Annotated in this window: 35 protein-coding genes; 19 read left to right on the top strand and 16 right to left on the bottom strand. The window is 60.8% G+C overall.

Annotated elements, in window-relative coordinates:
• The first annotated feature begins 71 nt into the window (after positions 1-71).
• Positions 72-299: a hypothetical protein gene (locus tag NKH90_RS15640; protein ID WP_352820047.1), complete on the top strand. Its 228-nt coding sequence runs from the start codon at positions 72-74 to the stop codon at positions 297-299.
• Between the two features lie 378 nt (positions 300-677).
• On the opposite strand, the gene NKH90_RS15635 is transcribed toward NKH90_RS15640, so the two are convergent.
• Positions 678-1,505: a class I SAM-dependent methyltransferase gene (locus NKH90_RS15635; RefSeq protein ID WP_352501191.1), complete on the bottom strand. Its 828-nt coding sequence runs from the start codon at positions 1,503-1,505 to the stop codon at positions 678-680.
• A 373-nt stretch (positions 1,506-1,878) separates the two neighbouring features.
• Here NKH90_RS15635 and NKH90_RS15630 point away from each other — a divergent pair, with 373 nt between their 5' ends.
• From NKH90_RS15630 to NKH90_RS15565, 14 genes are all read left to right on the top strand, one after another.
• Positions 1,879-2,280, top strand: a complete 402-nt coding sequence (locus NKH90_RS15630) for a hypothetical protein (protein ID WP_352820015.1) — start codon at positions 1,879-1,881, stop codon at positions 2,278-2,280.
• Positions 2,281-2,283: 3 nt separating this feature from the next.
• Complete coding sequence (locus NKH90_RS15625; RefSeq protein ID WP_352820014.1) at positions 2,284-2,682, top strand: hypothetical protein; 399 nt, start codon at positions 2,284-2,286, stop codon at positions 2,680-2,682.
• The gene (locus tag NKH90_RS15620) at positions 2,660-3,325 is read left to right on the top strand and encodes a terminase large subunit domain-containing protein (protein ID WP_502898850.1); all 666 of its coding nucleotides are present in this window, start codon (positions 2,660-2,662) and stop codon (positions 3,323-3,325) included. Before NKH90_RS15625 ends, NKH90_RS15620 begins: the two co-directional genes overlap by 23 nt.
• A gap of 637 nt (positions 3,326-3,962) precedes the next feature.
• The gene (locus NKH90_RS15615; protein ID WP_352458173.1) at positions 3,963-4,508 is read left to right on the top strand and encodes a hypothetical protein; all 546 of its coding nucleotides are present in this window, start codon (positions 3,963-3,965) and stop codon (positions 4,506-4,508) included.
• A gap of 119 nt (positions 4,509-4,627) precedes the next feature.
• Entirely contained in the window at positions 4,628-5,383 is a 756-nt protein-coding gene (locus NKH90_RS15610) for a phage terminase large subunit family protein (RefSeq protein WP_352820013.1), read from the top strand.
• A gap of 75 nt (positions 5,384-5,458) precedes the next feature.
• Positions 5,459-6,550: a methyltransferase gene (locus tag NKH90_RS15605; protein WP_352501188.1), complete on the top strand. Its 1,092-nt coding sequence runs from the start codon at positions 5,459-5,461 to the stop codon at positions 6,548-6,550.
• A gap of 36 nt (positions 6,551-6,586) precedes the next feature.
• Positions 6,587-6,838: a hypothetical protein gene (locus NKH90_RS15600; RefSeq protein WP_352770657.1), complete on the top strand. Its 252-nt coding sequence runs from the start codon at positions 6,587-6,589 to the stop codon at positions 6,836-6,838.
• A 438-nt stretch (positions 6,839-7,276) separates the two neighbouring features.
• A complete protein-coding gene (locus tag NKH90_RS15595; RefSeq protein WP_352820012.1) occupies positions 7,277-7,870 on the top strand; it encodes a hypothetical protein in 594 nt (197 codons plus the stop codon).
• A gap of 362 nt (positions 7,871-8,232) precedes the next feature.
• The gene (locus tag NKH90_RS15590; RefSeq protein ID WP_352820011.1) at positions 8,233-9,003 is read left to right on the top strand and encodes an acyltransferase family protein; all 771 of its coding nucleotides are present in this window, start codon (positions 8,233-8,235) and stop codon (positions 9,001-9,003) included.
• On the top strand, positions 8,943-9,395 hold the full coding sequence (locus NKH90_RS15585) for a hypothetical protein (RefSeq protein ID WP_352820010.1): 453 nt from the start codon (positions 8,943-8,945) through the stop codon (positions 9,393-9,395). Before NKH90_RS15590 ends, NKH90_RS15585 begins: the two co-directional genes overlap by 61 nt.
• 182 nt (positions 9,396-9,577) lie before the next feature.
• Positions 9,578-11,320: a portal protein gene (locus NKH90_RS15580; protein WP_352820009.1), complete on the top strand. Its 1,743-nt coding sequence runs from the start codon at positions 9,578-9,580 to the stop codon at positions 11,318-11,320.
• Entirely contained in the window at positions 11,317-11,637 is a 321-nt protein-coding gene (locus NKH90_RS15575; RefSeq protein ID WP_352820008.1) for a Bbp19 family protein, read from the top strand. Before NKH90_RS15580 ends, NKH90_RS15575 begins: the two co-directional genes overlap by 4 nt.
• A gap of 37 nt (positions 11,638-11,674) precedes the next feature.
• Complete coding sequence (locus NKH90_RS15570) at positions 11,675-11,956, top strand: hypothetical protein (RefSeq protein ID WP_352501182.1); 282 nt, start codon at positions 11,675-11,677, stop codon at positions 11,954-11,956.
• 3 nt (positions 11,957-11,959) lie between these two features.
• Positions 11,960-12,397 carry a hypothetical protein gene (locus NKH90_RS15565; protein WP_352501181.1) on the top strand — a complete coding sequence of 146 codons (438 nt, stop codon included), beginning with the start codon at positions 11,960-11,962 and terminating at the stop codon, positions 12,395-12,397.
• A 765-nt stretch (positions 12,398-13,162) separates the two neighbouring features.
• Here the strand turns inward: NKH90_RS15565 and NKH90_RS15560 are convergent.
• The 3 genes from NKH90_RS15560 to NKH90_RS15550 all read right to left on the bottom strand — a co-directional run bounded on the left by NKH90_RS15560 (position 13,163) and on the right by NKH90_RS15550 (position 14,273).
• Positions 13,163-13,483 (bottom strand): YMGG-like glycine zipper-containing protein, encoded by a 321-nt coding sequence (locus NKH90_RS15560; RefSeq protein WP_352458164.1) that lies wholly within the window; start codon positions 13,481-13,483, stop codon positions 13,163-13,165.
• A gap of 195 nt (positions 13,484-13,678) precedes the next feature.
• Positions 13,679-14,080 (bottom strand): type II toxin-antitoxin system HicB family antitoxin, encoded by a 402-nt coding sequence (locus NKH90_RS15555; RefSeq protein WP_352541138.1) that lies wholly within the window; start codon positions 14,078-14,080, stop codon positions 13,679-13,681.
• 4 nt (positions 14,081-14,084) lie between these two features.
• Positions 14,085-14,273, bottom strand: a complete 189-nt coding sequence (locus NKH90_RS15550; protein ID WP_352773062.1) for a type II toxin-antitoxin system HicA family toxin — start codon at positions 14,271-14,273, stop codon at positions 14,085-14,087.
• A 110-nt stretch (positions 14,274-14,383) separates the two neighbouring features.
• Between NKH90_RS15550 and NKH90_RS15545 the strand changes: the two genes are divergently transcribed.
• The 3 genes from NKH90_RS15545 to NKH90_RS15535 all read left to right on the top strand — a co-directional run bounded on the left by NKH90_RS15545 (position 14,384) and on the right by NKH90_RS15535 (position 16,921).
• A complete protein-coding gene (locus NKH90_RS15545) occupies positions 14,384-14,956 on the top strand; it encodes a hypothetical protein (protein WP_352820007.1) in 573 nt (190 codons plus the stop codon).
• A 217-nt stretch (positions 14,957-15,173) separates the two neighbouring features.
• The gene (locus NKH90_RS15540; protein ID WP_352820006.1) at positions 15,174-16,082 is read left to right on the top strand and encodes a hypothetical protein; all 909 of its coding nucleotides are present in this window, start codon (positions 15,174-15,176) and stop codon (positions 16,080-16,082) included.
• Between the two features lie 23 nt (positions 16,083-16,105).
• Positions 16,106-16,921 carry a Coat protein gene (locus NKH90_RS15535; RefSeq protein ID WP_352820005.1) on the top strand — a complete coding sequence of 272 codons (816 nt, stop codon included), beginning with the start codon at positions 16,106-16,108 and terminating at the stop codon, positions 16,919-16,921.
• 84 nt (positions 16,922-17,005) lie between these two features.
• Here NKH90_RS15535 and NKH90_RS15530 read toward each other — a convergent pair whose 3' ends face one another.
• The 12 genes from NKH90_RS15530 to NKH90_RS15475 all read right to left on the bottom strand — a co-directional run bounded on the left by NKH90_RS15530 (position 17,006) and on the right by NKH90_RS15475 (position 24,918).
• On the bottom strand, positions 17,006-17,581 hold the full coding sequence (locus NKH90_RS15530) for a phage virion morphogenesis protein (RefSeq protein ID WP_352820004.1): 576 nt from the start codon (positions 17,579-17,581) through the stop codon (positions 17,006-17,008).
• Positions 17,582-17,735: 154 nt separating this feature from the next.
• Positions 17,736-18,002, bottom strand: a complete 267-nt coding sequence (locus NKH90_RS15525; protein WP_352820003.1) for a hypothetical protein — start codon at positions 18,000-18,002, stop codon at positions 17,736-17,738.
• Between the two features lie 199 nt (positions 18,003-18,201).
• A complete protein-coding gene (locus NKH90_RS15520; RefSeq protein ID WP_352820002.1) occupies positions 18,202-19,131 on the bottom strand; it encodes a Mu-like prophage major head subunit gpT family protein in 930 nt (309 codons plus the stop codon).
• On the bottom strand, positions 19,125-19,385 hold the full coding sequence (locus NKH90_RS15515; RefSeq protein WP_352820001.1) for a hypothetical protein: 261 nt from the start codon (positions 19,383-19,385) through the stop codon (positions 19,125-19,127). The genes NKH90_RS15520 and NKH90_RS15515 overlap by 7 nt, the downstream gene beginning before the upstream one ends.
• Positions 19,385-20,158: a hypothetical protein gene (locus NKH90_RS15510; protein WP_352820000.1), complete on the bottom strand. Its 774-nt coding sequence runs from the start codon at positions 20,156-20,158 to the stop codon at positions 19,385-19,387. Before NKH90_RS15510 ends, NKH90_RS15515 begins: the two co-directional genes overlap by 1 nt.
• Before the next feature lie 107 nt (positions 20,159-20,265).
• Positions 20,266-20,436 carry a hypothetical protein gene (locus NKH90_RS15505; RefSeq protein WP_352819999.1) on the bottom strand — a complete coding sequence of 57 codons (171 nt, stop codon included), beginning with the start codon at positions 20,434-20,436 and terminating at the stop codon, positions 20,266-20,268.
• Between the two features lie 219 nt (positions 20,437-20,655).
• The gene (locus NKH90_RS15500) at positions 20,656-21,270 is read right to left on the bottom strand and encodes a MalT transcriptional regulator family protein (RefSeq protein WP_352819998.1); all 615 of its coding nucleotides are present in this window, start codon (positions 21,268-21,270) and stop codon (positions 20,656-20,658) included.
• Entirely contained in the window at positions 21,267-21,740 is a 474-nt protein-coding gene (locus NKH90_RS15495; RefSeq protein ID WP_352819997.1) for a hypothetical protein, read from the bottom strand. The genes NKH90_RS15500 and NKH90_RS15495 overlap by 4 nt, the downstream gene beginning before the upstream one ends.
• Positions 21,741-21,883: 143 nt before the next feature.
• The gene (locus tag NKH90_RS15490) at positions 21,884-22,468 is read right to left on the bottom strand and encodes a DNA-binding protein (RefSeq protein ID WP_352819996.1); all 585 of its coding nucleotides are present in this window, start codon (positions 22,466-22,468) and stop codon (positions 21,884-21,886) included.
• Between the two features lie 607 nt (positions 22,469-23,075).
• On the bottom strand, positions 23,076-23,447 hold the full coding sequence (locus NKH90_RS15485) for a hypothetical protein (protein ID WP_352819995.1): 372 nt from the start codon (positions 23,445-23,447) through the stop codon (positions 23,076-23,078).
• A 17-nt stretch (positions 23,448-23,464) separates the two neighbouring features.
• Positions 23,465-23,905, bottom strand: coding sequence for a hypothetical protein (locus tag NKH90_RS15480; protein WP_352819994.1), 441 nt, complete (start codon positions 23,903-23,905; stop codon positions 23,465-23,467).
• A gap of 623 nt (positions 23,906-24,528) precedes the next feature.
• Positions 24,529-24,918 carry a hypothetical protein gene (locus NKH90_RS15475; protein WP_352819993.1) on the bottom strand — a complete coding sequence of 130 codons (390 nt, stop codon included), beginning with the start codon at positions 24,916-24,918 and terminating at the stop codon, positions 24,529-24,531.
• Positions 24,919-25,608: 690 nt separating this feature from the next.
• Between NKH90_RS15475 and NKH90_RS15470 the strand changes: the two genes are divergently transcribed.
• Complete coding sequence (locus NKH90_RS15470; RefSeq protein WP_352516715.1) at positions 25,609-25,782, top strand: hypothetical protein; 174 nt, start codon at positions 25,609-25,611, stop codon at positions 25,780-25,782.
• The last annotated feature ends 99 nt before the right edge of the window (positions 25,783-25,881 follow it).

Genomic DNA, 25,881 nt, shown 5'->3' with positions numbered 1-25,881 from the left:
GCCTGTTCTGATCCGCGGCTGCGGCTGCTCGTCGGCCGGTGAGATGCCTCGGCAAATGGAGGAAGCGCCAATTGCCGACGCTGCGTTCGCGCCCACAAAGTGGCTGGCGGGCAACGCGAGGCGCCGAAGAGAAATTCGGTTTTTTGTCGCCGCGCCACATTTTGTTCTTGCTTTGTGCCGGCAGCTATGCTACTAATTTGGGTATGGTGCCAATTGGCTCCAACGACCCGCCCGCCGAGGCGGGTTTTTGTTTTTCAGGCTTCTTTTCGATCGAACGTTGCTTGTGTTGCCGGCTGTGAAGTCGGCGGGACAGCGCTCGGGACAGTACCCCCTCTGGCCTGCCGGCCATCTCCCCCTCAAGTGGGGAGATTGGCGGTTTCGGCGCTGCGCTCTTCCTGCAACGTTGGAGATTGGCGAAAGCCGGCGCGAAAGCCGATTTCCCCCCAAGTGGGGGAGATGTCCGGCGGGACAGAGGGGGGCGCGAAGGAATGCAGCCTAGCGGTCTTCTTGGAAGGTCAATCGGGAGGCGGACAAGGCGAGGCGCTGAACGGAATTCGCATTTTTCTGCCGCCGCGCGCCACATTTTGTTCTTGCTTTGTGCCGGCAGCTATGCTACTAATCTGGGTATGGTGCCAATTGGCTCCAACGACCCGCCCGCCGAGGCGGGTTTTTTGCTTTCAGGCCGGTTTGGAGACGATCACGGCGAGCGAGGCGAGCTTTCCGTCACTCAGGCTTCGGATATAGTTGCGGCGGCGCTGCAGGAATTCCGCGCCCATGACGACTTCATTTGCCTGCTGCTGCGCCGGCGAGGGCACGACGCCGGAATTGGCCCTCTTCAGCGCCAGCTCAACATGTTCGCCGGTTTCGTCGACGATTTCGTCGATGCGAAATCCGGCATCAACAAACAGGGTTTTCAATTTTTCCCGATCGGCGAGGTGGCTGGTCGCCGCAGAAACCGCCCAGGGCATGGGATAGTAGGGCTCGCCGCCGGCGAGCACGGCTTCGGTCCAGATCAGCCTGCCTCGCGGTTTCAGCACGCGCCAGGCCTCGTCGATGACCGCGGCTTTGTTCTCGATGTTCATGCCCACATAGAAGCAGATCGCCGCATCGAAGGTGCTGTCGCCAAAAGGCAGTTTCGTTGCGTCGGCCTGATGGAAGCGAACTTTGTCTGCCAGTCCGCTGAGTGCGGTCAGTCGGCTCGACGCGGCGACAAAGGCTGGTGTCAGGTCGATGCCGTCGACCTCGCAGCCATAGGCCGAGGCCAGAAACCTTGCCGGCCCGCCAATGCCGCTGCCGATATCCAGGATTCGATCTGTCGGCGAAGGAGCAAGACGGGCCGCATGCTCCTGCGTGGCGGTCAGTTCGCGGCCATGGAACTGATCGAACGGATAGAGTTGCGCGGCCGCGAGTTTGCCGGCCGGGTCGGCGTCCGGGATCGCGGCCAATATGCGATCGACGATGCCGTCGCTGCCCTCGCTGCCGTAGTGACTGGTGACATTGCCCATGACGCGTTCCCCTCAAGCGCAACCACCATCCCATCAACGCAAGTCTCACGCAATGCCCGCCCTTTTCGCCTTCTTTCCAGCCGTTCACCGACGAGGGTGCGAGGTCGTCAGTGCATTTTTCTGCCGCCGCGCCACATTTTGTTCTTGCTTTGTGCCGGCAGCTATGCTACTAATTTGGGTATGGTGCCAATTGGCTCCAACGACCCGCCCGCCGAGGCGGGTTTTTCATTTCGGGCTCCTGTTCGACCGAATGTTGCGTGTGCTGCCGAGGTATGTCGGCGCGAATGAACGCGACCGACTATCCCGGTCCGCAATCACCTATCGTCCATAGATTTCCCAACGCGCCCGTGCGCCCACTTCAGAGAACATCCCCATGTCCAACCGTTACGCCACCATCATCACCGACGATGACGGCCGCGAGGTCGTCAGCGCTATTGGCGAGTTCGCCGGCGCCGCACCCTATGCCCGCCATGGCCGCTTCGAGCAGGTCGCCGCCGGCGTGCGGATCGGCATGGTGCGTGGCGGTACCGTCGATGCGGTCGGCGGCTTCGGCTTCCCGTCGGAAGCACTCGACGACAAGGCGGCAATTCTCAGGGCAAGGCTGAATGCCTTGCCCGACGCCGGTGCGATGAAGCCCGGCACGACGACTGATGCGAAACCGGCAAGCCAGCCGCGGAAGCCGAAGTCGGCACGGGCCGGCAAGAAGGCCAGGCCGCGCAGGCGCATCGTGCGGCCAGGCAACAAGAAGCCGATGTCCGCCGGGACGGCGGAGTAGGGCATGGCCAAGGCTCCTTCCGCCGGCGATCCGCAGCCGCACGATCAAGCACCCGGCAGCCGAACCAGGCGGCCGAAGAAGACGCTGGCTGACGGCTTTCTCGAAGCGATCCGCGCTGATTTTCGCGCCCATGGCGCCGGCGTCATCGCCGAGGTGCGCGCCGAAAAGCCCGATCAGTATCTGAAGCTCGTGCTGTCGGTGCTGCCCAAGGATCTTAATGTCAACATCAACAATCTGGATGCATTGAGCGATGACGAAATCAGGCAGCGCATCCGCGGCCTCGAAGCCGTCCTCAAGCCGTTCCTCGAGAAGCCGGGCTTCGCAAAAGGCCTCGCAGAGCCGGGCGGCAAGGACGGAATATCTCAGCCTGCTGGCGGAGATGGACCGCAGGCGCCGCACTAACCAGCTTGCCGCCTATCGGCCCTATCCCAGGCAGGCCGAGTTCCATGCAGCCGGCGCGACCAATCGCGAGCGCCTGTTCATGGCCGGCAACCAGCTCGGCAAGACCAGGGCCGGCGGCGCCGAATGGGCGATGCATCTCACCGGCCGCTATCCCGACTGGTGGCAAGGCAAGGTTTTCGATTGTCCGGTTCGGATGTGGGCGGCCGGCGTCACCGGCGAAAGCACGCGCGACAACCCGCAGCGCATCCTGATCGGCCCGCCGCAGCAGCAGGCGGCCTGGGGCACCGGCATGATCCCGGCCGACGCCCTCGTCAGCACGATGGCGGGACGGGCGCCGGGCGCGCTCGACAGCGTCGTGGTGCGCTGGGGCGGCGGCGGCGACGTCCAGGCCGGTGAATCGGTGCTGTCGTTCAAGAGCTACGAGAAGGGTCGCGAGAAATGGCAGGGCGAAACGCTGCACGGCGTCTGGTTCGACGAGGAACCGCCGCTCGACATCTATTCCGAAGGGCTGACCCGCACCAACGCCACCGGCGGCATCACCATCGTCACCTTCACGCCGCTGCTCGGCATGAGCGATGTGGTGCTGCTGTTTTTGTCTGCGGAGGAGGTTGGGTTCATTGGTGAAGGGGAAGCAATCGGCTGAATAAGCCAGCCCGGCGCAATCATTATCCCAGCTGACTGTGGCGCACGGAATAAGTGTGGAGCACTTCTCTTTGCAGCAAAATTGTAGTTGTTTGGACGGAGGATGAGAGCCGTAACGGAGGGGTTGGGCAGTGGGAAATCACTATCGGTCGCTAGTCGTGATCGGTGCAATAATGCTTTCAGGATGCGTAGTGACTGAGAGCCGGTTCAATACAATCAACGCTGGAATACAAAGAAGTCCAGCTTTCAAAAAGGATTTCATGACTCAGTGTGCGGCGGGATTAGGGGAAAAGCCACTAGGTTACCGCAAACAATGGGCAAGAATAATAAACACAAGTGTTGAAGCGTTGCCAGAGGTGTACTGCAAACGCTGGACTGATGCGGCGGTGAGCGGGCGAATGACGTATGCGGATTACAAAAATGGATTGTCGCGACCTACCTACGAAAGTAAGTTGATCAAGATACTTCAGGGCCATTAGCCGGCCCGCCTGTGTTCGTCGCGCGCCGTCCCGGTTTTGCTCCAGCAAGGTATCTCGCATGAGCCGCCACGTCCCCTTCATGACCAGCGCGGTTGCCAAGCCATGATCCGGAACTAGACTGGCTACATTGGGCGGGAGATCACAACTATGAATAGACGAATGGTGTTGATCGGCGGCCTTTCGTCAATTGTCGTATCACCAGAAGGCAACGTCGGCATGTCAGCAACTTTTCCTCCTGTCCCGAAATGGCGGCCATCGTTTTCGCAGCCCATCGATCGCATCGAAGAGCGCTTTGGCTACTACTTCAACCAGGAGCGTGACTTTGCCATCCTTGAAAACGGCACCTGTGTGCTGACGGAGGCCGGTCTTTCCGATGGCGCTGCATCCTTGGCAGCCATCCAGACGCTTGCCGAGATCTACAACTACCACCCGGACATGAAACCGTCTGATATGGACGATGGCAATTTGTTGGTCAGCTACAATCATCCTGCCTTCAACGTCGTGCTGACCGACATTGCCAAGGCGCATTGGCCAGAGATCGAGGCTCGCCACCAGGACGGACTGACGACCGACGAGGTGTTGTTCACGCCGCTCGGGCAGAACGTATTCGATGATTTTGGCAAAAAGGCGCTGCTAGGCCGGTGCTACATGTTCATGGATGCACAGGCGCCGAAAGTCGTGCGCATCAAACGTCGGGCGATCTGATCCCGACTTTTCGACCGGCTCCGTGGCAGGTGTTCCGAGCGATGCAAACGGAGCCGCGAGGCGGGGCGTTGAAGCGCGCACCCGCCCACCACGATTCAATGCCGCGAGGGTGAAAAACAATGACCCGTCACGTCACCTTCATGACCATCGACGATGCCGAGCACTATACGCCGCAGCAGCGCGCCGAGATCGTTGCCGCCTATCCGGCGCATGAGCGTGAGGCGCGGGCCAAGGGCATTCCGGTGCTCGGCTCCGGCCGCATCTTTCCGGTGGCCGAGGAGCTGATCGCCTGCGAGCCGTTCCCGCTGCCGCGCTATTGGCCGCGGCTCGGGGCCCTCGATTTCGGCTGGGACCATCCCTCGGCGGCGGTCGAGCTCGCCTGGGATACGGAGGCCGATGTCGTCTATGTCACAAAGGCCTGCCGGGCTTCGCAGCAGACGCCGGCCATGCAGGCGCTGACCTTGAAACCATGGGGCGAATGGCTGCCTTGGGCATGGCCGCGCGACGGCCGCCGCGAGACGCTGGAAGGTGCCGGCACCGCACTGGCGAAGCAATATTCCGCACATGGGCTGAACATGCTCGCCAGCCATGCGCAGTTCGCCGACGGTTCGGTCTCGGTCGAAGCCGGGCTGATGGAGATGCTCGACCGCATGCATTCAGGCCGCTTCAAGGTGTTTGCGACGCTTTTGCCGTGGTTCGAGGAGTTCCGGCTCTATCACCGCAGGGACGGCCAGGTGGTGAAGCTGCGCGACGATTTGATGGCGGCGACCCGCTACGGCGTGATGATGCTGAGGGAAGCGGTGGTCGACCCGGCTCTGTTCAAGGCCGCGCGGCGGAAGGCGGGGCAGAGCGATCCGCTGGGGGCGTTTCGGTGAGGGGGAGGCAGGCAATGCGCTCCGGCTCCGATTGGAAAACTGTAGTGAATGTCCGTGGACGTGGTGTAGCATCGAATGATCCCGCTCAAGGGACGCATCGGCGTCGCCTCACGGGGGCATTCGCCGATAGGGGAGGATCAGATGCAAAACGGAATTTCTCCAGACCACATACTGCAAATTGGCTTTGGGTTCTGGCCAGCCAAGACATTGTTGAGCGCCGTGGAACTGGGACTCTTCTCGCTGCTTGCGGACGGCCCCAAAACGGGCCTCGAACTGCAAGGCGCGATGAGGCTGCATCCGCGCGCAACGTATGATTTTCTCGACACCCTCGTCGCGCTCGGATTGCTGCAGAGGGACGGCGCCGGTGAAACCGGCAAATACGGCAATACGCCATCGACCGCGCTGTTCCTGGTCAAGCGGAGCCCCCAATACATCGGTGGAATCCTTGAGATGGCGAACGCACGACTGTATCGGTTCTGGGGCGATCTCACACCAGCATTGCAAACCGGAAAGCCTCAAAACGAGATCAAGGAGACAGGCAAGTCGATGTTCGGCGAGCTCTATGCGGACCCGGCGCGCCTGGAGCAGTTCATGGACGCGATGAGCGGCATCTCCATGGGCAATTTCACGGCGTTTGCCGAGAAATTCGACTTTTCCAAATATAAGACGCTGGCCGATATAGGCGGCGCAACCGGGCAGCTTTCGGCCATCGTCGCGGCGCGGCATCCGCACATGCAATGCCGGACGTGCGATCTTGCCGATGTGCAGCCGATCGCCGAACGGCGCTTGAGGGAGCGCAATCTCGGCGGCCGGGTCATCGCCGAGGCGATCGACTTCTTCGCGGACGAATTCCCCAAGGCGGACATCATCACGATGGGAATGATCCTTCACGACTGGAATCTCGAGAACAAGAAAATGCTGATCGCCAAGGCCTATCGTGCATTGCCGACCGGCGGCGCGCTGGTCGCCATCGAGAACATCATCGACGATGAACGCAGGCAAAACGGCTTCGGTCTCATGATGTCGCTGAACATGCTGATCGAATTTGGCGAGGCGTTTGACTTCACCGGCGCCCAGTTCACCGAGTGGTGCAAAGAGGCAGGGTTTAGTCGCTGCGAGATTATTCCGTTGGCGGGACCTGCAAGCGCAGCAGTGGCTTACAAGTAGAGGCTTGGCACCCGCGCGCAGTTCGCCGGCGGTTCGGTGGCGGTCGGGCCGATGCTTGGCCGCATGCAATCAAGCCGCTTCAAGATGGTTTCGACGCTTTTGCCCTGGTTCGAGGAGTTCCGTCTCTATCATCGCAGGGACGGCCAAGTGGTGAAGCTGCGCCACGATCTGATGGCCGCGACCCGCTACGGCGTGATGATGCTGAGGGAGGCGCAGGTCGACCCGGCGATGTTCAAGGCCGCGCGGCGGAAGGCCGGGCAGGCCGATCCGCTGGGGGCGTTTCGGTGAGGAAGCGCCGAAAAGCTTAGCCGGGCTCCTTAGCCCATTCGCCGCCGCTGCCATGATAGGTCTCTGCGGAGAGCAAGAAAACCTGTGCGCAGGTCGTGCAGCGAAAGCGGTAACGAAGCAGATCGTCCCATGGTCCATCCGGGTTGAGATCCGAAAGCGGGATGACACTCGACATAGGACCACCCGGTACTTGCTGCAGAATACCGTCGCGTATGGCCTCTTTGGCCATCGTGATCGCCGCCGCGAGACAACCGGTGCTAAAGATCGTACGGGTCTCCTCGATCGGCGCGCAGTTACTACAAGTCATGCGCTTGTTCCCATAGGTACATCCACAAGTCACAGGCCAAGGAAATCCAGACGGCAAAGAGAGTCAATCTAGCTTGGCGCCTCGTTTCTCTAGGGCTCTCCGCTTCGCAGCGTGCCGGAAAGTGACCCAACATGACCCTCCGCATCATTCCCGCCACTTTGCGCGACCTCTCCTACATCGCTGCCAACCTCCGGCTCGAGGACCGGGCCGAGATCGATTGCCAGTTCGACCACTGGTCGCCGGCGCTGCTGGCGCTGACGGCGCTGCAGGGGTTTGCCTACGTCGCCGAGCTCGACGGCAATCCGGAGGCCGGCTTCGGCGCTGCCGAACAGCGCAGCGGACTTTGGATCGCCTGGAGCTGGGGCACGCGCCGCATGAGGCGCTGCGTGCCTGGGATTACGGAATTCTTTCATGCCGTGCTCGGGCCTGAAGTTGCCGCGCGCGGCGCCTGGCGGGTCGAGGCGCGAGCGCTGGCGGCCAATCAACTGGGGCTGCGCTGGCTTGCCCGGCTGGGCGCCACGCAACGCTGCCGCCTGCCGGGCTATGGCAGGAACGGCGAGGATTTTCTGCTCTACGACTGGATAAGAAGCTCTCATTTCGGAGAAAACCATGTGTCTTTTTCAAAAGCCGCCGGCGCTGAAGCCGTTGCCAAAGACACCGACCATTGCCGACAAGGACGTACAGGCGCGCGAAGCCGCCTTGCGGGCCCAGCTTGCGGCCAATGACGGCACTGCCGGCACGGTGAAGACCGATCTGTCGCCCAGTGAGCTCACCGGCCAGCGCCGCGTGCTGCTGGGGGTGTGACATGGGCGCCATGAGAAGAGTGTTCCGCAACCGCGTGCTGGCCTGGTGGTACTGGCGCCGGCATGCAAGGTTGAAGAAGAGATAGACGGGAGCTTGCCTGCCGGGATCGCGTAAGCCGCGATCCTTCGCGCCCCGGGTGTTCAAGTGCATGCCTCTACAATTGCCCTCCGGTGTTCCGCGTTTTTCCGTAACAGCACAGAGCAAATCGTGTTCCTTCCGCACGGTTGACATTCCTCCCTCAGCCGCCATGCTGCATTGCAACATGGCAATCGAGGAGTTCGGCATGACAGAAGCCCGGTCATCGCGCATCGAGTGCCTGGACGGGCTTCGGGCGCTCGCCGCGATCTGGGTGCTCGTCGGGCACTGCTTGTTGTTGACCGGCTGGCAGATTCCTATTCTCGGCGAACCGGACCTCGGCGTCGATCTGTTCATCATGCTGTCCGGCTTCCTGATGGTGTTCCACTACCAGCTGCGCCAGGACAAGGAGCCCTGGCAAAGGCCGGAAACCTGGCTGAAATTCTGGACCCGCCGCTATTTCAGGATAGCGCCGCTGTTCTACGTCATGCTGTTCGTTGCCCTGGCGCTTGGCCCCTATCTCTACGGGTCGAGAATGGTCATCGACGAGTTCCTGCTGAGGTCGCCGCAGGCGCCCGAGCGTTATCTCGACAGAGGCCTCAAGAATATCGGCGCCCATCTGCTGTTCCTGTTCGGCCTGGTGCCGAATTTCGCCTATCGCACGCCGCTGCCCGACTGGAGCCTCGGGCTGGAGATGCAGTTCTACGCACTGTTTCCGGCCATCATGCTGCTGGTGCGCAGGCTTGACTGGCTATGGGCGGCCATGCTGGTCGCGGCGATCGGCAGCGCGATGGTGTTCTTGATGGGACAATTGTCGGTCCACTTTCCGATGCCGTCGTTCCTGCCGTTGAAGATGCAGATTTTCCTGTGCGGGATGCTGCTGGCGGGCGTCGTCCATCAAAGGCAGAAGCGGCCTTCGTGCATCTGGCACTGGCCATGCTGCTGGCGGCGCTGCCCTTCGGCGGCGGCTATGGGCTGAGCAAGCTGTTGATGCGGGAAGCGCTCGTCCTGGGGTTCTTTGCCCTGGTTCTCTACCGGATGCTGCCGGGAACGATGGGCATCGTGGCCAGAAAGATCGCCATGACGCTCGCCAACAGGTTCTTTCATTTGATGGGTGAGCTTTCCTTCAGCATCTATTTGATCCATCTGCTGGTTCTCCAGCCGGTGGCGGCTCTGGTCATCACCCAGTTCGGCCACGAGCTGTCGGCGCCGTTGCGCTTCGCGGTCGTTGTTGTCGTCGTCTTGCCGGTGGTGTGCCTGCTGTCCTGGATCACCTATACGCTGATCGAAGTACCCGGCCAGAAGATGGGCCGTTTCGTGGTCCAGCGCTTTGGGCGCAAAGCCGCGCTGGAGACGACGCCGGCGGAATAAGGCGCTGCCGATCTCCCCCCTTGAGGGGGAGATGTCGCCGAAGGCGACAGAGGGGGTCGCCGATCCACGCGAGACGACCCCCTCTGTCCTATCGGACATCTCCCCCTCAAGTGGGGAGATTGGCAGTTTCGACGTCCCGCCATCTTTCTTTTTCCCATTGAGTTCATCAAGCGAGGCTGACCATGAGCGATTCCCGTGCTCGCGATATCCTGTCGCGACAGGCAGAACTGGAGGGCGAACGCAGCCAGTATGAGCATGTCTGGGAGGCGGTGTCCGAATTCTGCGATCCCGATGCGCCCGACATGTGGAGCGGCAGCCGAAAGGCCGGCTTCGATTCGCAGGCTGAGCGGCAGGAGCGGCGCGGTGCGCGTGTCTACGCCAACACCATCAACTCGGCCGCCAACCGGCTGGCCGCGGGGCTGGAGAGCCTGATCATTCCCCAGTCGGAGAAATGGCATGGGTTGTCGACCGCGGCCATCAACGACGAGGAGACCGACGAGGAAAAGGAATGGGCGGAAGCGCTGCGCGATTTCCTTTTCTCGCTGCGCTACTCCGCCAATTCGAACTTCGTGCCGGCAACGCAGGCCTGCCTGCGCAATGTCGTGCGCTATGGCCCGGCCTATCTCTATGCCGAGGAAGGTTTTGGCGGCACGCTGATCCGCTATGCCTCGATCCCGGTGGTCGAGGGCTATCTCTCGCGCAACCGCTGGGGGCAGGTCGATATTTTCCACCGCCGCTACGAGCGCACGGCAAGACAGGCCGCGCAACTGCTCGGCTACGACAGACTGCCGGCGCGGATCAAAATCCTGGTCGACGACCCCGCCAAATGCGAGACGAAGATCTCGCTGATCCAGTGCATCCAGCCGCGCGACGAGCGCAAGATGTACAGCTTGAGCGGCTCCTACCAGTATCTCGATACGGCGTTCGCTTCCTATCACGTCATCGAGGACGAGGAGGCGGTCGTCAGGGAAAGCGGTTTTCGCTCGTTCCCGGTGTCGTGCTTCAACTGGCGCCGCTACGAGGGCGATCCCTACGGCATCTCGCCGACCATCGAGGCGCTGACGACGGTGCGCGAGGAGAACGCGGTGCGGCGCTCCGGCCTGCGCGCGCTGCAGCAGATCACCGATCCGGCGACGGCCTCCAAGGCAAGGCTAGACTATGTGCCGGTGCTCAATCCCGGCGAGAACTATCCCGGGCTGATCGACGATGCCGGCCGGCCGCTGATCGCGCCGATCGCCACCGGCCAGAACCCGACCTATGCGTTCAATTATGCCGACAGCCGGGCCGAGGAGATCCGCGACATGATGTTCGTCAACCTGTTCCAGACGCTGGTACAGAACCCGCAGATGACGGCGACCGAAGCCTTGATCCGGGAGGAGGAGAAGGGCGCGCTGCTCGGCCCCTCCGGCTCGATCATCCAGGCCGGCTTTGCCTCTAATCTCGACCGCGAGCTGGGTATTCTGGAAGACAAGGGACTTTACGAGGAAGACAGCCGCTTCCTGCCGCCGGCGAGCCTTGCCGGCAAAGCGTTGCGGCCGACCTTCACCGGTCCGCTCGACGTGCTGCGCCGTTCCGCCGAGGCGCGCGACACCATCCAGGTTGTCACCACCGCCATGCAGATGGCGCAGTTCGATCCCGGCGTGATGGACAATATCGACGGCGACGCGGCGCTGAAGATCGTGCAGGGCGCCGGCCGCAGTCCGCAGCGCATTTTTCGCCGCCAGGACGAGGTGGCGGGAATACGCGATGCCCGCGCCAAGGCTCAAGCTGAACAGGCCGGCATAGCGGCGATGGCTGCCGCGGGCAAGGTCGCCAGGGATGCCGTGCCGGCGGCAGTGCAGGCGCGCGACAGCGGCCTGCTCGACGGGCTCGGCGGACTGATGCCGCAGGCTGCGCAAGATGCTTCGGTCGGGCAGGGCGCATGAGCCAAAAACGCTTCGCCCATTCCAGCCTGGCCGGCGGCCCGGCCAAGGCGCGGGATGCCCTGGCCAAGGCCTATCTCAGGGTATTCTCGGGCCAGGACGGCGAGATGGTGCTGGCCGACCTGACGGCTGCGACCGGCTATTACCGCCGCCCGTCCTATGGCGAGTGGCTGGCCAAGACCAAGACGCCGAACGGCTTCGAGCTGCACAGCGCGCTGAGCAACGCGCGGGCCGAAGTGGTGCAGCATATTATGGGGTTTTTGACGCTGGACGAGGCGCAACTGGCGGCACTGGAGAAGGCGGCGAGGGCGGAGGCGTAGGGGCTTTAGGAAAGCGTATGCTCAGGCGAACCCCGACGTGAACATCGAGGATGTAGTAATTCATCATCCGGCTGAGCAGCAATTACTTAAGAGGCTTCTAAATTTCCTATCGAAGAAAAAGATCAATTCGATAGAAAATCTACGCGGGATCCCTAAGGATTTAAATGATATTCTGCATCTTGTTATCATTAGGGGCGAAAATGACAAATTCTATGAAAAGTACCCGTATCCAACGGAGCAGCAGATTCTGGATCATTCTACAATGATGGATAAGAAATATGGCCATCATTTCGTGCCGCCTGTCGGAAAATATAGGTGAAAAATGGATTATTATTATGTAGAGCCATTTGTTGCTGGTGATTTTGGCAAAAATACGGTTCTCGATAACCGCGTTCACCCGCCGATTGTGCACAAACTTCACTACGAGATTGACGTTTGGATAGGTGATGTCCTGATAAGGAGTTTTCCCTGTTATCTTGTCACCAAAGAAGCCGAGCTGGAGCTGCTGAAGATGCGAGTTTCAGGGGCGACGTTTGCCGACGTCGAGGTTACTGCTTCGGAGTTGTTTCATCGGCTGCAGCCAGAAACAGAACTTCCAACCTTCGTCTGGATGAAGATCCATGGGCAGCCAGGACATGATGACTTCGGCATGGCTTCGAACCACACGCTTGTTGTTTCAGAGCGGGCGCTAGACGTGTTTGAGCGCCTCGGCAATGAGTCGGCCGGGATTCATTCATTCGACGAGCCGGAAAAGGATTGAATGATCCTAGTGACTTCGCACGTCAGAGATTTAGCTGATGGACTGCAAAACCTGAACGCGAATAGCCATCGGTTCTGCGGGCATCAATTCTGCAAGGTGCAGTCCAAATACCACGTGTTCAGATATGTTGGAGTTTGTAGCGTGACCCGCGCCTTGGTCGGAGGACCTTCAATATTTGCTGTCCTCATAACGAAGATGTCGAGCATAAATGTCGTGCTGTCAAATGCAGCGATCTGATATACGTTTCGTCGGAAGATATCGTATTTCGTTGACGATGGTTTGAACGTGCCCGATTTGCTGGTTACAATGAAGTGATCGGCAAATTCTTGGATATCAAATTTCCTGGCCTTGTTAGCTGCGACGAATCCCGAGTCATCTGATGACGGTATGTCGGACCATGTGTGGAAGTCGCTTACTGAACATATGAAGACGTCGCCATCTTTTGAGTTCACTGGCTCCATTGCAAACAAGCAAAGCGACAAAAGGATTATGAGGCGCAGGATCGCCGGCCTCAATGTTGCAATAGTCCGCATTGCCCGCCCCCGTGGGTAGCCCTGGACGATAGCGCTGACCTCTAATCAGGGGAAGGACCAAATCGTCAGGGAAACGGATGCGAGGTTGACGCTGCGCCCCTCTCCCCGTTCTACGGGGAGAGCGATGCCGGCAGGCAGGTGAGGGGCGGTGCCGGCATTTCAGAAGTTTGCGCTGCCCCTCATCCCCCTACCGGGACCTCCTCCCCGTAAAACGGGGAGAAGGGGCTAACGATCAATAATCGCCGTTGTAGTAGCGGTCGTCGCAGGGGGCGGTGTAGATGCGGCCGCTGGTGCGGTCCTGATAGCGGCAAAGCTGTTCGCCGGGCGGCGGCTGCGGCGTGGTGGCATTGCCGACAACGGCGCCCAGCAGGGCGCCGGCTCCGGCACCGATGACCGTGCTCTTGGTGTTGCCGCCGATCGCCTGGCCGGCAAGCGCGCCGGCGCCGGCGCCGAGCAGCGCACCGGTGCTGGTTCTCTGCTGTGCTTCGGTCTGCGCGCAGCCTGCCAGCGCGGCGGTTACGAACATGGCGGCAATGGCTCTGGACATGGTCATCGTCTGATACTCCCTTGAAGTCTATGAACTAATTCGCAGGCTGATTTTGCCAAGTACGGTCGCATTTGCGGCGGAACATAGGCACCGTGCCTCACGAAATAAGACATGGTTGTTTTTGTCTGACGGCCTGATCCGCAAAGAAAGTAACCGAACAAGACCCAAAGAGCTTCATCTCCAGTCGCGCCTTCCAGGGCGCTACGCCGCCTCGATCTGCATTACCTTTTTCGCCGCAGCGGCCAGAAATCCGGATCGGCTGTAGCCGTGGCGCTCCGCATATCGGTCAATCTGATCGAGGACATCTTCCGGAATGGTGACGTTGACACGCACGACCTTCGCAGCTTCAGCTTTCAAGGGAACCAGGATGGCGACACCGCTCAGATTGTCCTTGTCCGACATCACTTCCTCCAGGGACGACGGTTCGGGAATGGCCTCGCCATCCTCGACCAGCCCTTCGACATGAAAGGCCAGTGCTTCCCCGGCCATGGCACGGGCATCATCCAGGTTGACGCCGGCTGTCACCAGGCCCGGAAAATCGGGAAAGGAGACGCCGAAGTCGCTGTCCGCTTGCTTGTGGATCAATCCGATATAGTTCCGCATTTCTCTACCTCAGCTTCACGCCGGATTGTTTTTCAATACTCTTGAGAGTGCCGATCGGGATGTCGCGCTTGGGATGCGGAACTGTCACCCGGCCCGGCTTGGATTTGTGCTTGAACTGGGCGTGACTTCCTTTTCGAGCCACTTCGTACCAGCCATCCGCCAACAGCCTGTGAATGACATCGGCGCTCTTCATGTTGTGTATAGATACACATTACCGATCCAAATGTCCATGAGCTTTTGCCGCTGTTGCGTGCGGCGGCCCAGCCGACCCCGTTTTCAATCCCGCAAGAATGGAGATACCAAATGACCCGAGGTCTTGCCCGGACGCTTTCGCGTGCCGCCGCCAGAGAAGCTGGCCTTGCCCCACTCAGGGCAGGGCTTACCGCCAGGACGACCGGACAGGGCGGCGCCTACCGCACCGTCTTTTCGTTCAATGCCATGCCGGTGCCGGTCACCGATGCGCAGGGCTTTGCCAGCCAGAAGCTCTTTGACTTTCTCGATGGCAAGGTGCGGATCAAGGGCGGCACGGCAAGATTGCAGTTCGCCGTGCTGACGCCGCGCGCCTCGACCATCAACGACAATGCCGCGCTGACCTGGTCGCTCGGCTCGACGGCAGCATCGAGCGCTGTACTGGCAGGCACCATGGTCAATGTGGTGGGCGCGACCGGCCGTACGCTGGATGGCGCGGGTGCCGCGCCGTCGAGCGCATCGATTGCCGATGTTGCCGCAGCCTTGACGCTCGACGGCACCGTGACGCCGGTCGACCTCTATCTCAACCTGGCGTTTGCGACCGGCACGGATATCGACGCCGACGGCACGCTGGCGGTGTCGGGCACCATCACGCTGCTCTGGGAGAACTGGGGCGATAATGCGTAGGCGCTAATCTCCCCCCTTGAGGGGGAGATGTTGCCGAAGGCGACAGAGGGGGTCGGTTCGACGGGCGCGACGCCCGGCGACAGATGAGGTCGGCGCTCCACGCGCGGCTACCCCCTCTGGCCTGCCGGCCATCTCCCCCTCGAGGTGGGAGATACCAAGCTTCGCCGCCACTGCTCTCATCACCGGCCCTTAATTCTGTAACAAAAGGAATCTTCTCATGACAGATCTGGCAGACGCCGGGTCCGTGGTGGCGGCGCCACCGGCGGGCAACCTTGCACGGCCACCGGCCAACGGCGAAAACGGGTCCGCCCCGCCTACGGCCACAAGCTGGTTTGACGGTCTTTCCGAAGGCAACCGCAAGCTCGCTGAAACCAAGGGCTGGACCAAGCCTGAAAGCCTCGATCGGGTTTTCGCCTCCTATGCGGAGCTGGAGCGGCAGCAGGGCGAGAGCCTGCGCGTTCCGGCAGCCGATGCAGCCGCGGAAGACTGGGACAGGTTCCACGCCCGGCTGCCCGAGGCGATGCGTCCGCTGACCTCACCCGAGAAGGTCGAGTACCGGCGCCCCGACGGGCTCCCCGAAAACTTCGCCTATTCGGACGAGCTCGCCAATGCGTCCAAGGCCTGGGCAGTCGAGGCAGGTGCTACCCCGAAGGTCGCACAGGCCTATCACGACCGCTTCGTCGGCTACATGGCCGAGCAGGCCCAGGCACAGCAGATCGCCCTTGCCCGTTCGGTCGAGACGACGCACGACGATCTCGTCAGGGATTGGGGGCCGACCGGCAGCGATGGCTTTCGCCAGAAGCTCGAGGTCGCCAACCGGGCGATGAAGAAGCTCGGCCTGGTCAATGCCTACAAGGCGAAGGGCATCCTTCTGCCGGACGGTGCCTTGACCGACCCGCAGATCGCCAAGGCGTTCCATGCCATCGGCGAGGCGATGTTCCGCGAAGACACGATCGACGGCGGCACGGCCTTGAGTGGAGGCAATCCCTTCAAGCGCAATGCCGCCGGCGAGCGCAACCTGACTGGCATCTCGGCGCTCGTCAAAAGCGACCCCGCCCGCGCCCGGCGGCTGGCACGCGAGGCCGGCGAAAATCCCGACCTGTGGATGCCCAACAATCCTCTTTAACCCAAACCTGAAGGAAGACAAAAATGGCAGACGCCTATACCCGTATCGCGGACGCGATCGTTCCGTCCGTCTATGCGCAATACTCGTTCGAGGAGCACGTCCAGTCGCTGGAGATTTACCAGGCCGGGATCCTGTTTTCCGACCCGTCGATCGCCTCGAAGCTCAGCCTGGGCGGACGTTCCGTCGACATGCCCGGCTGGAAGGACCTCGGCAACGATCCGTCCGAGCCGGTCAACGACGACCCGGCCGACTCGATCGAGATGAAGAAGATCGGCGCGCGCCGCGAAGTCGCGGCCCGCAATGTGCGTGCGCAGGCCTGGGGCATCCCGGATCTGACCTCGATCCTTGCCGGCGACGATCCGCAGAAGCTTGTCGTGCGCCGCCAGACCGACTACTGGCAGCGCGCCAACAAGCTGACGCTGCTGGGCATACTGAAAGGCGTGCTGGCCGACAACATCGCCAATGACGGCAGTGACCTGGTGCGCATCACCGGTGCTTCCATCGTCGACACCGACATCATCGAGGCCGCCTATTTGGTGGGCGACCGCGCCGACAAGTTCAAGACGATCTGGATGCACTCGAAGCAGATGAAGGCGCTGAAGCTCGCCGACCTCATCGACTATGTGCCGTCGTCCGAGCAGGGCGGGCCGCTGATCCCCTATTACATGGGGCTCAGGGCCGTCGTCGACGACGACATTCCGGTTGCCAGCGGCGTCTACACGGCGTTCATGTTCAAGGACAAGGCAATCCTGTGGAACGAACTGCCGGTCAACACCGAAGGCGGCCCGCTCGAGTTCGACCGCAAGCCGCGGCAGGGCCATGGCGGCGGCGTCATGTAGCGCGCAAAATCACTTGGCACCTCCGCGCAACTTCATTTGGCACCAGATCGGCTGCTAAAAATGGCCCCAAAAAAAGGGCCTGTTTTACCGGCTCGCCTCTGCCCGAAACGCGTCCTCCACTTTCCGAGTGATCTCCGCCCGGTCTTCCTCGTCAAGATATAGGTACGGTCGGGATGGAATAGTGATGGTGTGCGCTCCAATCGACACGCGGACAGTTTCCTTCCGCTTGCGTGAAGCCTCTACAAAGCGACGGCCACGATTGGTCTTGCCGAAATTGATATCCTGCTCGCGCGCCGGGATTTGAACCACGCCGCCCAACTGCTGGATGGCCGCATAGGGCAGGTTCGTCCCGACCACTGCTTCGGTGTCGGTCGCCTCGCCGGTGATCGATTCATATAGGTGGAGTTTGTCGCGAAGAATGTGGCTGTAGCCGCGCCGGCCACTACGGCCGATGCGCTTGGCGGCCGTGCGCGGGCTGAGCCGTTGCCATTTGCCGTCCGGGCCGGTCTCGCGTTGGAAATGCTGCTGGGTTGAGAAGACCAGATAGCCGGCAATCTCCGACATGATCGCTTGGGGATGCTTGGCCAGGCGCTCTATACGGTCGAGCGTCTCTAGCACGGCCTGGTCGACTACACGGAGCTGGATACCGTCTGTCGCCATTTATGCGCGCCCCTTTATTCGGCCCTTGAAGCGCTGTTGCTGGGCAGCATGGACACCGGCCCAGTTGGTGCGCTTGAGTTCGGCACGGGCGGCCAAATGCGCCTTCGCGCCGGCCTTCGAGTTGGGCTGCTTTTTGGGGTCTTTCGGAAGCACGTCAGTGCAACCCGCCAGCAAGCAGCTTTTCGACCTCAAACTGCATGTGTTTGTACAGGCTGTTGTGGAACGTCGACCAGTCATTCAGGATCGTTGCCAGGTCGTTGCAAGCCTCGGCCGGCCCCTGCCATTGTTGCGCCCTATCCATCAGCTTTTGCACGAGCGTATTATTGGCCGCCGTTTGCACCTCAAAAAGAGACTCATACCTGAACAGGATTAGCCGGCGCTCGCCATCTGTGAGCTGATCGATATCGATCTTTGTAGCCATTGGGGGTGCAACCTTTTTTCACTGGGAAGGGGGGACGAGGGGGGACAGCGCGCCCTCAACAAACGCGCCATCCCCCGGTTGCCCCGGCTCACGTGAACTGAAACGCGCCGGGGACTTCCGGCCTCCCCGCATGGACTGAAGGAGGGCCGGCTCATCTACAAGGGGCAGTCGTCGCCAACCGCGCCCCTCGCAGGTCTCTTTAGGCCGCTAACAGCCATTGGGTGACCAGCGGCTTGGCCGTGTTGGCCCATTCGTTCTGCACCGCTACCGGCGTGTCATCTGCGCCGGCCAGGACGATGCGCGAGCCGTTATTGAGCAGGCGCATCACCGCGCCCTCGTTGTTCGGCCCGCACACAAGCGTATCAGGTTTGATGCCAAGAGGCCGGCCGGCGTCGCCCAGCTGGCTCTGCATGGCCGCGCGCGCGGCTTCGTAGTTCTCGGCCGTCAGCGGCTGCTTTGACGCGTAGGCAAGCTGCCACAGCCCATAGCCCACGTTGCAGCGCCCGTCGCTGCCGTAGATGTATTCCTTGTTCAGGAACACGTTGTCATCGGTTTCCTTGTCCTTCGACACGAGGTGGTTCAGCGGCATGCGCTCTTGATAGATCAGCGGCTTGATGGCGCGGCTTGTATCGAGCAGAAACCATGCCTCGCCAGCGCCGCCCTGTGTGTTCGACACAGAGGTGTCTGTACCATCGGCGGCTTTCACCGGATGATCCGTGTCGAAAAAGAATTGGCCGTCGTAGCACGCGCCGGTGAAGCCATTTCCGAGCAGACCGAAAATCAGTTCGTCGGGCAGCTCGGCAGCGGATCGGCCCATCTCGGTGAACATTGGCCCGAAGATGCTGAAGCGGTCGTCCTGGATGTCGTTGCGCGGCACCGCAATGCTCTGCTCAAAGTCGCGGTTCTTGATTGTGAAGCCGTGTGCGGCAAGGTTCTCGATGACGCGCGGGCCGAGCCACTCCCTCATCTTGGGGAACTGACCAAGCCAGCCATATTGCTCCTCGCGGGTGCCGGAAGGAACAACCATGGCAATTTGCTTATAGGCCGGAGCGGCAGCCCCAAACCCCGTTGTGAACGCGGTCTTGAACCCTGTGAAAAGGGCCGAAAGGTTGGAGGTGTTGATCAGCATTTTTTGTCCTGCTCCGGGATAGCTTTTGACGCGCCAAGCGCGTTGGTGAAGTCTTCGGTGTTGATGCCCATTTGCGAGCAGAGTTCGATTTCGATGGCCGTTAGATTGGCGTTGCCAGCGCAGAGCCTTGCCGCCCATTCCTTCATGACGCTCGCCATCCTGACGACGCCCTGGCGGAGGGTGTCAGCCTCAGCGACCACTCTGCGATAGTCGCCGATCGGCACATATTGGTGTGGGTCTGGAAGCTCGGCCATCAGTCGCGCTCGATGACGAAGATGGCGTTTGCGACGGTTGCCGATGCGTTAGTGCCTCCAACTGTCAGCGACAGTTCATCCCCGATCGCAACGACATTCGCTGCGGTTGGGACAGCTTCGTCTTTGTCGCCTGCTGCTGAACCCGCCTGAGTGATGGCGACGACGCCGGTAGTGATTGCCACGCCGTTGATCTTGCCGGTCAAGGTGGCGTCGCCGGTCGTCAGGACGCCTTCGGTAACGGACATGATCTTCGTGACGCGCCCGGCATAGGCCGAGACGTTGCGATAGACGTTTGCCCCAACCAGCGTTGCCACGCGGACAGGAACGAAGGCGGTGCGCAGGGCGTCATATTCGGCCAGAACATCCTCGCCCATGAGGACGCAAACCCCCACCGCATCAACGTCCACCACGATCCCGGCAGCGGCACGCGTCCCGGCGCCCGATGTCTTGGCTACCGTCTGATCGTCGGCGATGAAGCAACGATGGCCGATGCTGGATATGCCGATCAGATCGCCACCACCGGAGTTTGCCCACCGGAAGATGCCTTCGTCCACCCTGATCCTGAGATCGCCGGGTGCACCGGCCGAGTTGTCGACTTGCTCGGCGGCGCGGCCGATCGCGTGCAAGGTCGTGTCGGCCGCGCCCTTGGTGGCATAGCCGGTGGCGTTTCGGCAGACGATGGAGCCGGCGAAAATCTTCGCCGCCGCCATCGGTACCGACTTCGAGCCGCGCTCTCTGCGCTGTGTGTTACGGTCTGCGGAAAGATTGGTCACTTGCTTCGGTTCCTTGTGCTGTGGGCATGTGTTTCGTTCATCGGCGTTGCTTCGACCTGACTGCTGAGTTCGCCTCCGCCGCCTCTGGTCATGACACCGCACCGCTACTACTCCAGCGATGGCGACATCGGATCTGTTAGCTGCTCAATCGCCTCTTCGTATGACCCGCGCAGGAGCTCGTTGTCGGCGTGTTTCTCCATTCGCCGCGCCAGCTCTGCCTTGAGGTCCTGGCGGGAAACCGTCTCCTGCTTCAGGAACATGTCCAGCAGGGTGTCCATCGCAACCGCATACCACATTGCCTTTCGGTCCTTTCAGTCGGGCCGCATTCATGCGCAGTGTCGCCATTGATGACGAGGGCGAGATTGAGCGTCATTGGCGAAATCCGCAGGGAAGGCCGCCAAGGCACAACGCGGCATCGGGCAGGCCCCGGAGCAGCGGCGCTGCCCTTCGAACGCGCCCTAGGCCGTTCAAAACCGATTTTAGAAGGGTTGCGCGGGTCATTCGTCGCCCGCTGCGCGGATCAGGCGACGTTTTGGCCTGTCGTCGTTGGCGGCTTGCCGGGATGGCCCTGTGTCGTCATTGGCCGCAGCGCGCCTGCCGCTTCGACGGCTGGCAACCTTCAACCGGAGAAACAGCTTGTCCACACCGGTTTCGGTTATGCCGAGTTTGCGGGCAACCTTTCGGTTCGACAGCCCTTGGGCTCGATAGACCTTGGCGCAGAACTCGCGGGCCAGTGGCACCCGGAGATACGCGCCTGCATATCTTTCAGCGAGAAGTGCAACAGCGCGCACCCCAATCTCATCGGCCAACATCGTGGCTCTGGAGCCGGATGGAACGAAGAGCCGGCAACCGCCATACTCTTCCACAAGACGAAGAAAATCATCATCGCCCAGGAGCGTTAGCAGTTCGCTGGAAAGCTGATGATTGTCATTAAGGGACATGCCCCATTTGCAGCCTTGAGGCCGCAACAATAAATGCCCGCCATGGCGGGCGAAGGAGGGGATTTTGCCAGAATAGGCCGTGGATGGCGGAAAAATAATGCCCGCCTTGGCGTGGCCCCAAAGACGTATTCCGCCCCGCGAAAAACCGCAAGGGAGACAGGCGGTGCTCATTTCGTGCCTGCCGCTTTGATCAGGAGGCGGTGATCGTCATTGTCGGGCTGATGCTGCCGCGCGTTGTTGTTCGCGGCTCGGAGTTGCCGTTTCCACTCCTTGACCGTATTCAGCCCGACCCTGACTTCGCGCGCGACCGTTTGGACAGATCGGCCCTCCGATAGGAGCCGTCTCGCCTTCCGACGGGCGGTCGCCATGAGGCCAAGCGGCCCGTGGTGGATCTCGATCTTTTCGCCTTCGAACCCCAAACCTTGGACAATCGTGAGCCCGATCTCATATCCGACGACCGTCGCCAACGCGCTCTTGGGCGTGAAGAACTTCGGGAGTGGGACATAGAGATTTCCGCCTCCCCACTTGGCCGCAATTTTGAGCGTGGCCTCTGCGCCAACCAGCTCGAAAATCTGAACGAGATGGCCGGTCAGATCGCGCTTTATTTCGGCGATATTTTCGGGGGAGTAGGGGTCACTCATAGCCCGCACGATACGAGCGGGAAGCGAAGTCGTCGGTAGGCCGGAAACACCCCCTCGGTCGCTTTAGCGAAGGAGGGGGAGCGAAGGATACCTAGACCGGATACGCCGCCGCCTGCAAGAGAGGCGGTTTCGACCAGCCGAACCTAGCGCGCGATCTTCTCCGCCAAGCCGAGATTGACCAGCACCGTTGCCGCTTCGGTAACGCTTGGCAATATTGTCCCCTTAGGAAGATGATCCGGCAGCGAGCGCCACGCCAAGGAAAGACTACCTTTGGCAGGACCGCGCATGAGGCGCATGAGCGGCAGCACCCATGCCGGCGCGGTGTTCTCCGGCTCGATCTCCCGCGCTGCTGGCGCGAGCCCGGCCAGCGCCGGAAGGTTCCGCAGTGCCCCTTCAATCGGGTCCGGCTCTGGCAGATCGAGGATGCGCGCGATCAGCGCATCAAAAGCCGGCGCTGGCAGGCTCGTGACATGATAGACCAGATGCCGGCCAATTCGGCGGCGCGACCATCGCGCCGCCTTGGCCCGTCCCGTGACACCCGCTCGTGACGCCGGCAAGCCGGGCAGTCTCAGCGCCGCCAGTTCACCGGCATCAAACCATTCCTGCACCTCGCCCAAGTCGCGGACAACGTGAAGCAACATCGTTTCGAGATAGGTGAGCCGGCGCTGGGCATAATGCCAATCCGAAGCCGGGACTTGCACCGTAAGCGCGAGGTCAAATTCCTGCATCGAAAGCCTCCCATGCTACTGCGGTGCGCATGGCTTCGTAGGCCGCCCGCGCTGTATCGGGTAAGCATTTAAGGTGATACTCAATGCCGTTGTTTGTCCCGAATCTAGGCCTAGTCACGGTAGAGTTGTACCGATACCCTTCCCGGCGAAGGTAGGCCTTCATGGCGGTCTCGCTAGCCGGAAGGCCCGGAAGCTTCAAATTCGCAATTTCCAGTGACGTAAACCACTCTTGAAAGGGCGGCTCCTTGTTTGAGCGTATGGCTTCCAAGCCGGGGCTATTTAGTCGAAATTGGGGGGGGACATGGCGTATCTCAAAGGCAACGACAGCAACCGCGGGAAGACATGAATAATGGTACTCGATACCCCTTTTCCCTGGCTTTCCGCGACGGTGAGACGAATGGCGAAATCGACATAACGGCGAGCCTGCCGTGTGCCCGAGGGCATTCAATTTACTTTGGATGGCACTTCGGCCCCTCGGGAGCCCCGGCAACTGTTCGAGGACGATCTCTGCGACCGTCAACCACTCTTTGTACTGATTACTCATTATTGCACCTCTCTCTCCTGCAAAAAAATTCGGGCGCGGTTGGAGCCGCGCCTTTTGGTTTTTTCAGTGTTTCACGCCTTCCTCGATGTCGGCGACGAGGCTTTTGAGGATGATCGCCTCGCTGACCTCGTCATCCGTGTTCCAGCGGCCCCGCACCTTCACCTTGGCGAGGAGGCCCTCCACGCTGCTTGCGCGGGTCCTCATGACACGGCTGAATGCGCGCGCCGTCGCCGCAGCCTTCTTGGCCTCCCGCTTTTCGGCCTTGCGGATGCGGGTTCTGAGGCGATCGAGCTCCGCTTTGAGTTCCGCTGTCCTGGCGGTGAGTTCCGCCTCGATTTCCGCTGTCCTGGCGGTTGCCTTTTGCCACCGATCGTCCGCAGCGATGAACTCGGCCGCGTGCCGCAGGACCTTGGCGTCTGCCTTGCGCTTACTCATCATCACATCGCCCGCCCTTATTCGTTGACGGCGGAGCGCTCGACCTGGTGCGGCCGCAATCCGATTTTTTCGTTTTTGTTGTCTGTTCCAAGCAACTGCTCGACTAGCTTGGCGACAGCGGCTTCCTTCATGTTGAGGGCTTGGGCGAGAGCCGGAACGCCAACGCCGCGCCGGCTATGGTCGGCTATGAATTTCTCGCGAAGCTCTTCCGGGGACGATGGCTGTTCGTGGCCGGCCCCCAGTTTCGCGCGCTGGCGCGCGAGGTCGGCTTCGATGGTCGCCAGGATGCCTTCAAACAGGTCTATCTGCGTTTCGAACAACGTGTTGATGCCGTCGCTGTCCTTGTTGAGGGGTTCGTTGTGAAGATGGGTGCAGAAGAGCATGTAATTCAGCGCACGGCTGGCCTGAATGGTTTGCTCGAAACGGTCGATTAGAACTGGGCTTAGGTCGATTTTCATGTAGGTCTCCGCGAGCGCTTTCTAAGGCGCGTGACCCCGCGTTCGGCGCGGGAGCCGGGAGTTAGAAACAGTCGCGGACTGCACCACGGTCTTTAGGCTTTCGCCCTGGACATACACCGTGATCTCCCGGCCGCGTGGATGCTGCTGCGACCGCTCCCAGATAAAGGTCCAGAGTTGGACTATTTTCCGGGCACAAAAAAAGCGCCGTTCAGGCGCGGGTTTCGATTTGAGTGCAAACTCTGCACTAATTTCTGATCCGGGCCATGGTGGCGCGTACCACCGCGATAGAGTTTCTAAGCTCTGCCGGCAGATATATGCCTATTCGCAACTGAGTGCAATGTTTGCACTCCGTTTTCGGAGCCGCGCGGAAATTGGGTCAAGTTGACCCAATTGCGGGCTTACATTAGGTAAAACTACTGCAACGTTTGCAGTCAGTTTTTTGCGGGACGCTACTGGCCGAGGAATTAACTGCAAAGTTTGCAGTTAATTTCTCTGCCGCTGCCGCCAGCGCCGGAAACCAGTCTCAGGTTTGAGACTGGTTTTTGGGCGATTGAAAAACCAGTGACACGATTGTCACTGGTTTCCCGATAGCGGCCCCGAAGAAATTAGTGTCAGGTTTGACACTAATTTTTCTGAAGCGGTTTGGACGCCGCGCGTTCGATCTCGTCTGCCATCGTGCGCAGTGCCGCTGCTATGCTCGATGCCGTGCCGGGCATCGTGGCGAGGCAGGCGCGCACGAGGTCCAGGGGCACGGCAGGCGGCGTCTGATCGCCGTCCAATGCCGGTCTTTTAATCCGCCCGAACTTGATCCCGGCAACCCACCTGTAGAACCCTGACTGGCTGGTCGCCGGCAGGCCGCTTTCGGCTAGAAGCTCGTTAGTGTCCTGCCAGATTTTAAGGATTGTCGCGCGCTTGCCTTTGACCCGATCAAAGGCCTTTTGCAGGGCGGGAATACCGGCATCCGGGATCATCTCCAGCTTGGTTCGCTGTTCTCGCTCAATGTCATACTGCATCACGGTGTCTCGCTATCGCGTGGCTATTTTGTCACCGCTTTTCCCGGATTTTCAGGGGGGTTGTTATGCCCGCCAGCGCGGTCGATGACTCGAGCACGGTTTCCCTGTGGACGACTGCCATGGAGGGCATTATCGCCCTATCCGATCTGTGCTTACGGCCATAGTGTGATTTGGTCCAAAAGGGGCCGCAAAACGCGGCCTCTTTTGTGTTCGGAGTTGTTCCGACCACACGTCAGAGTTTGCGCGCCACTTTTCGTCCATCCTAACGGATGGATAATGTAATGAATTCAGGCCCTTGTCGCCGCTGGTGACGGGCGCATTTGTGGTTTTGCGAACTCTGACGCATGGTCAGAAGTTCGTTCGGACCTCAAAGGCGGTTTTAAGCCGGTTTTCCGCCAATACGACCCACACCGCCGCGCCGAATTTCCCTTTTTTCAACAGGGGTTAGCAGCTTTCGACCGGTTTTGTCGCGCGATTGTGCCTCCGCCACCCTTTCGCCACATTGTGACAGGTTTGGTGCCAAGTGAAGTTGCGCGACGGTATCCTTTGGTGCCCGGCTTCTCTGCTGTTGGCCATTGCCGGTAAAGCCATTCGTTTCAAGGCGTTGCGCGTCTTTTCGAGGCTTATCCTACCTTTTCCCAGAATTCGGCCGCTGATGCCATCTGATCTTGCGCGTTACACGTCACCGAAATGGTCGGCCGCCGGCATTTCGTGCCGCATGTGCCGGGCACCCGCTTCCTCGATGCGTCCTCGGCCGGCGAATTTGCCACCGATGCGGAACTGGCGCTGGCGGCGAACTGGGACCGGACGGCGTCGAGCGTCAAGCACATGACGTTCATCGCGTTGAAGACGACGGAGGCCTGATCGGGCTGGAAGGGGGCAGGAGTGAAGAACTCCCGCCCCTTCTGGACGGTAGGTCGGCCGATGTGGCGAACCCCAAGTTCACCCACTGCGCTGCACCAG

The sequence above is a fragment of the Mesorhizobium sp. M0898 genome (assembly GCF_040319695.1).
Lineage (GTDB): Bacteria > Pseudomonadota > Alphaproteobacteria > Rhizobiales > Rhizobiaceae > Mesorhizobium.
This window is presented reverse-complemented; position numbering and strand designations above follow the sequence as displayed.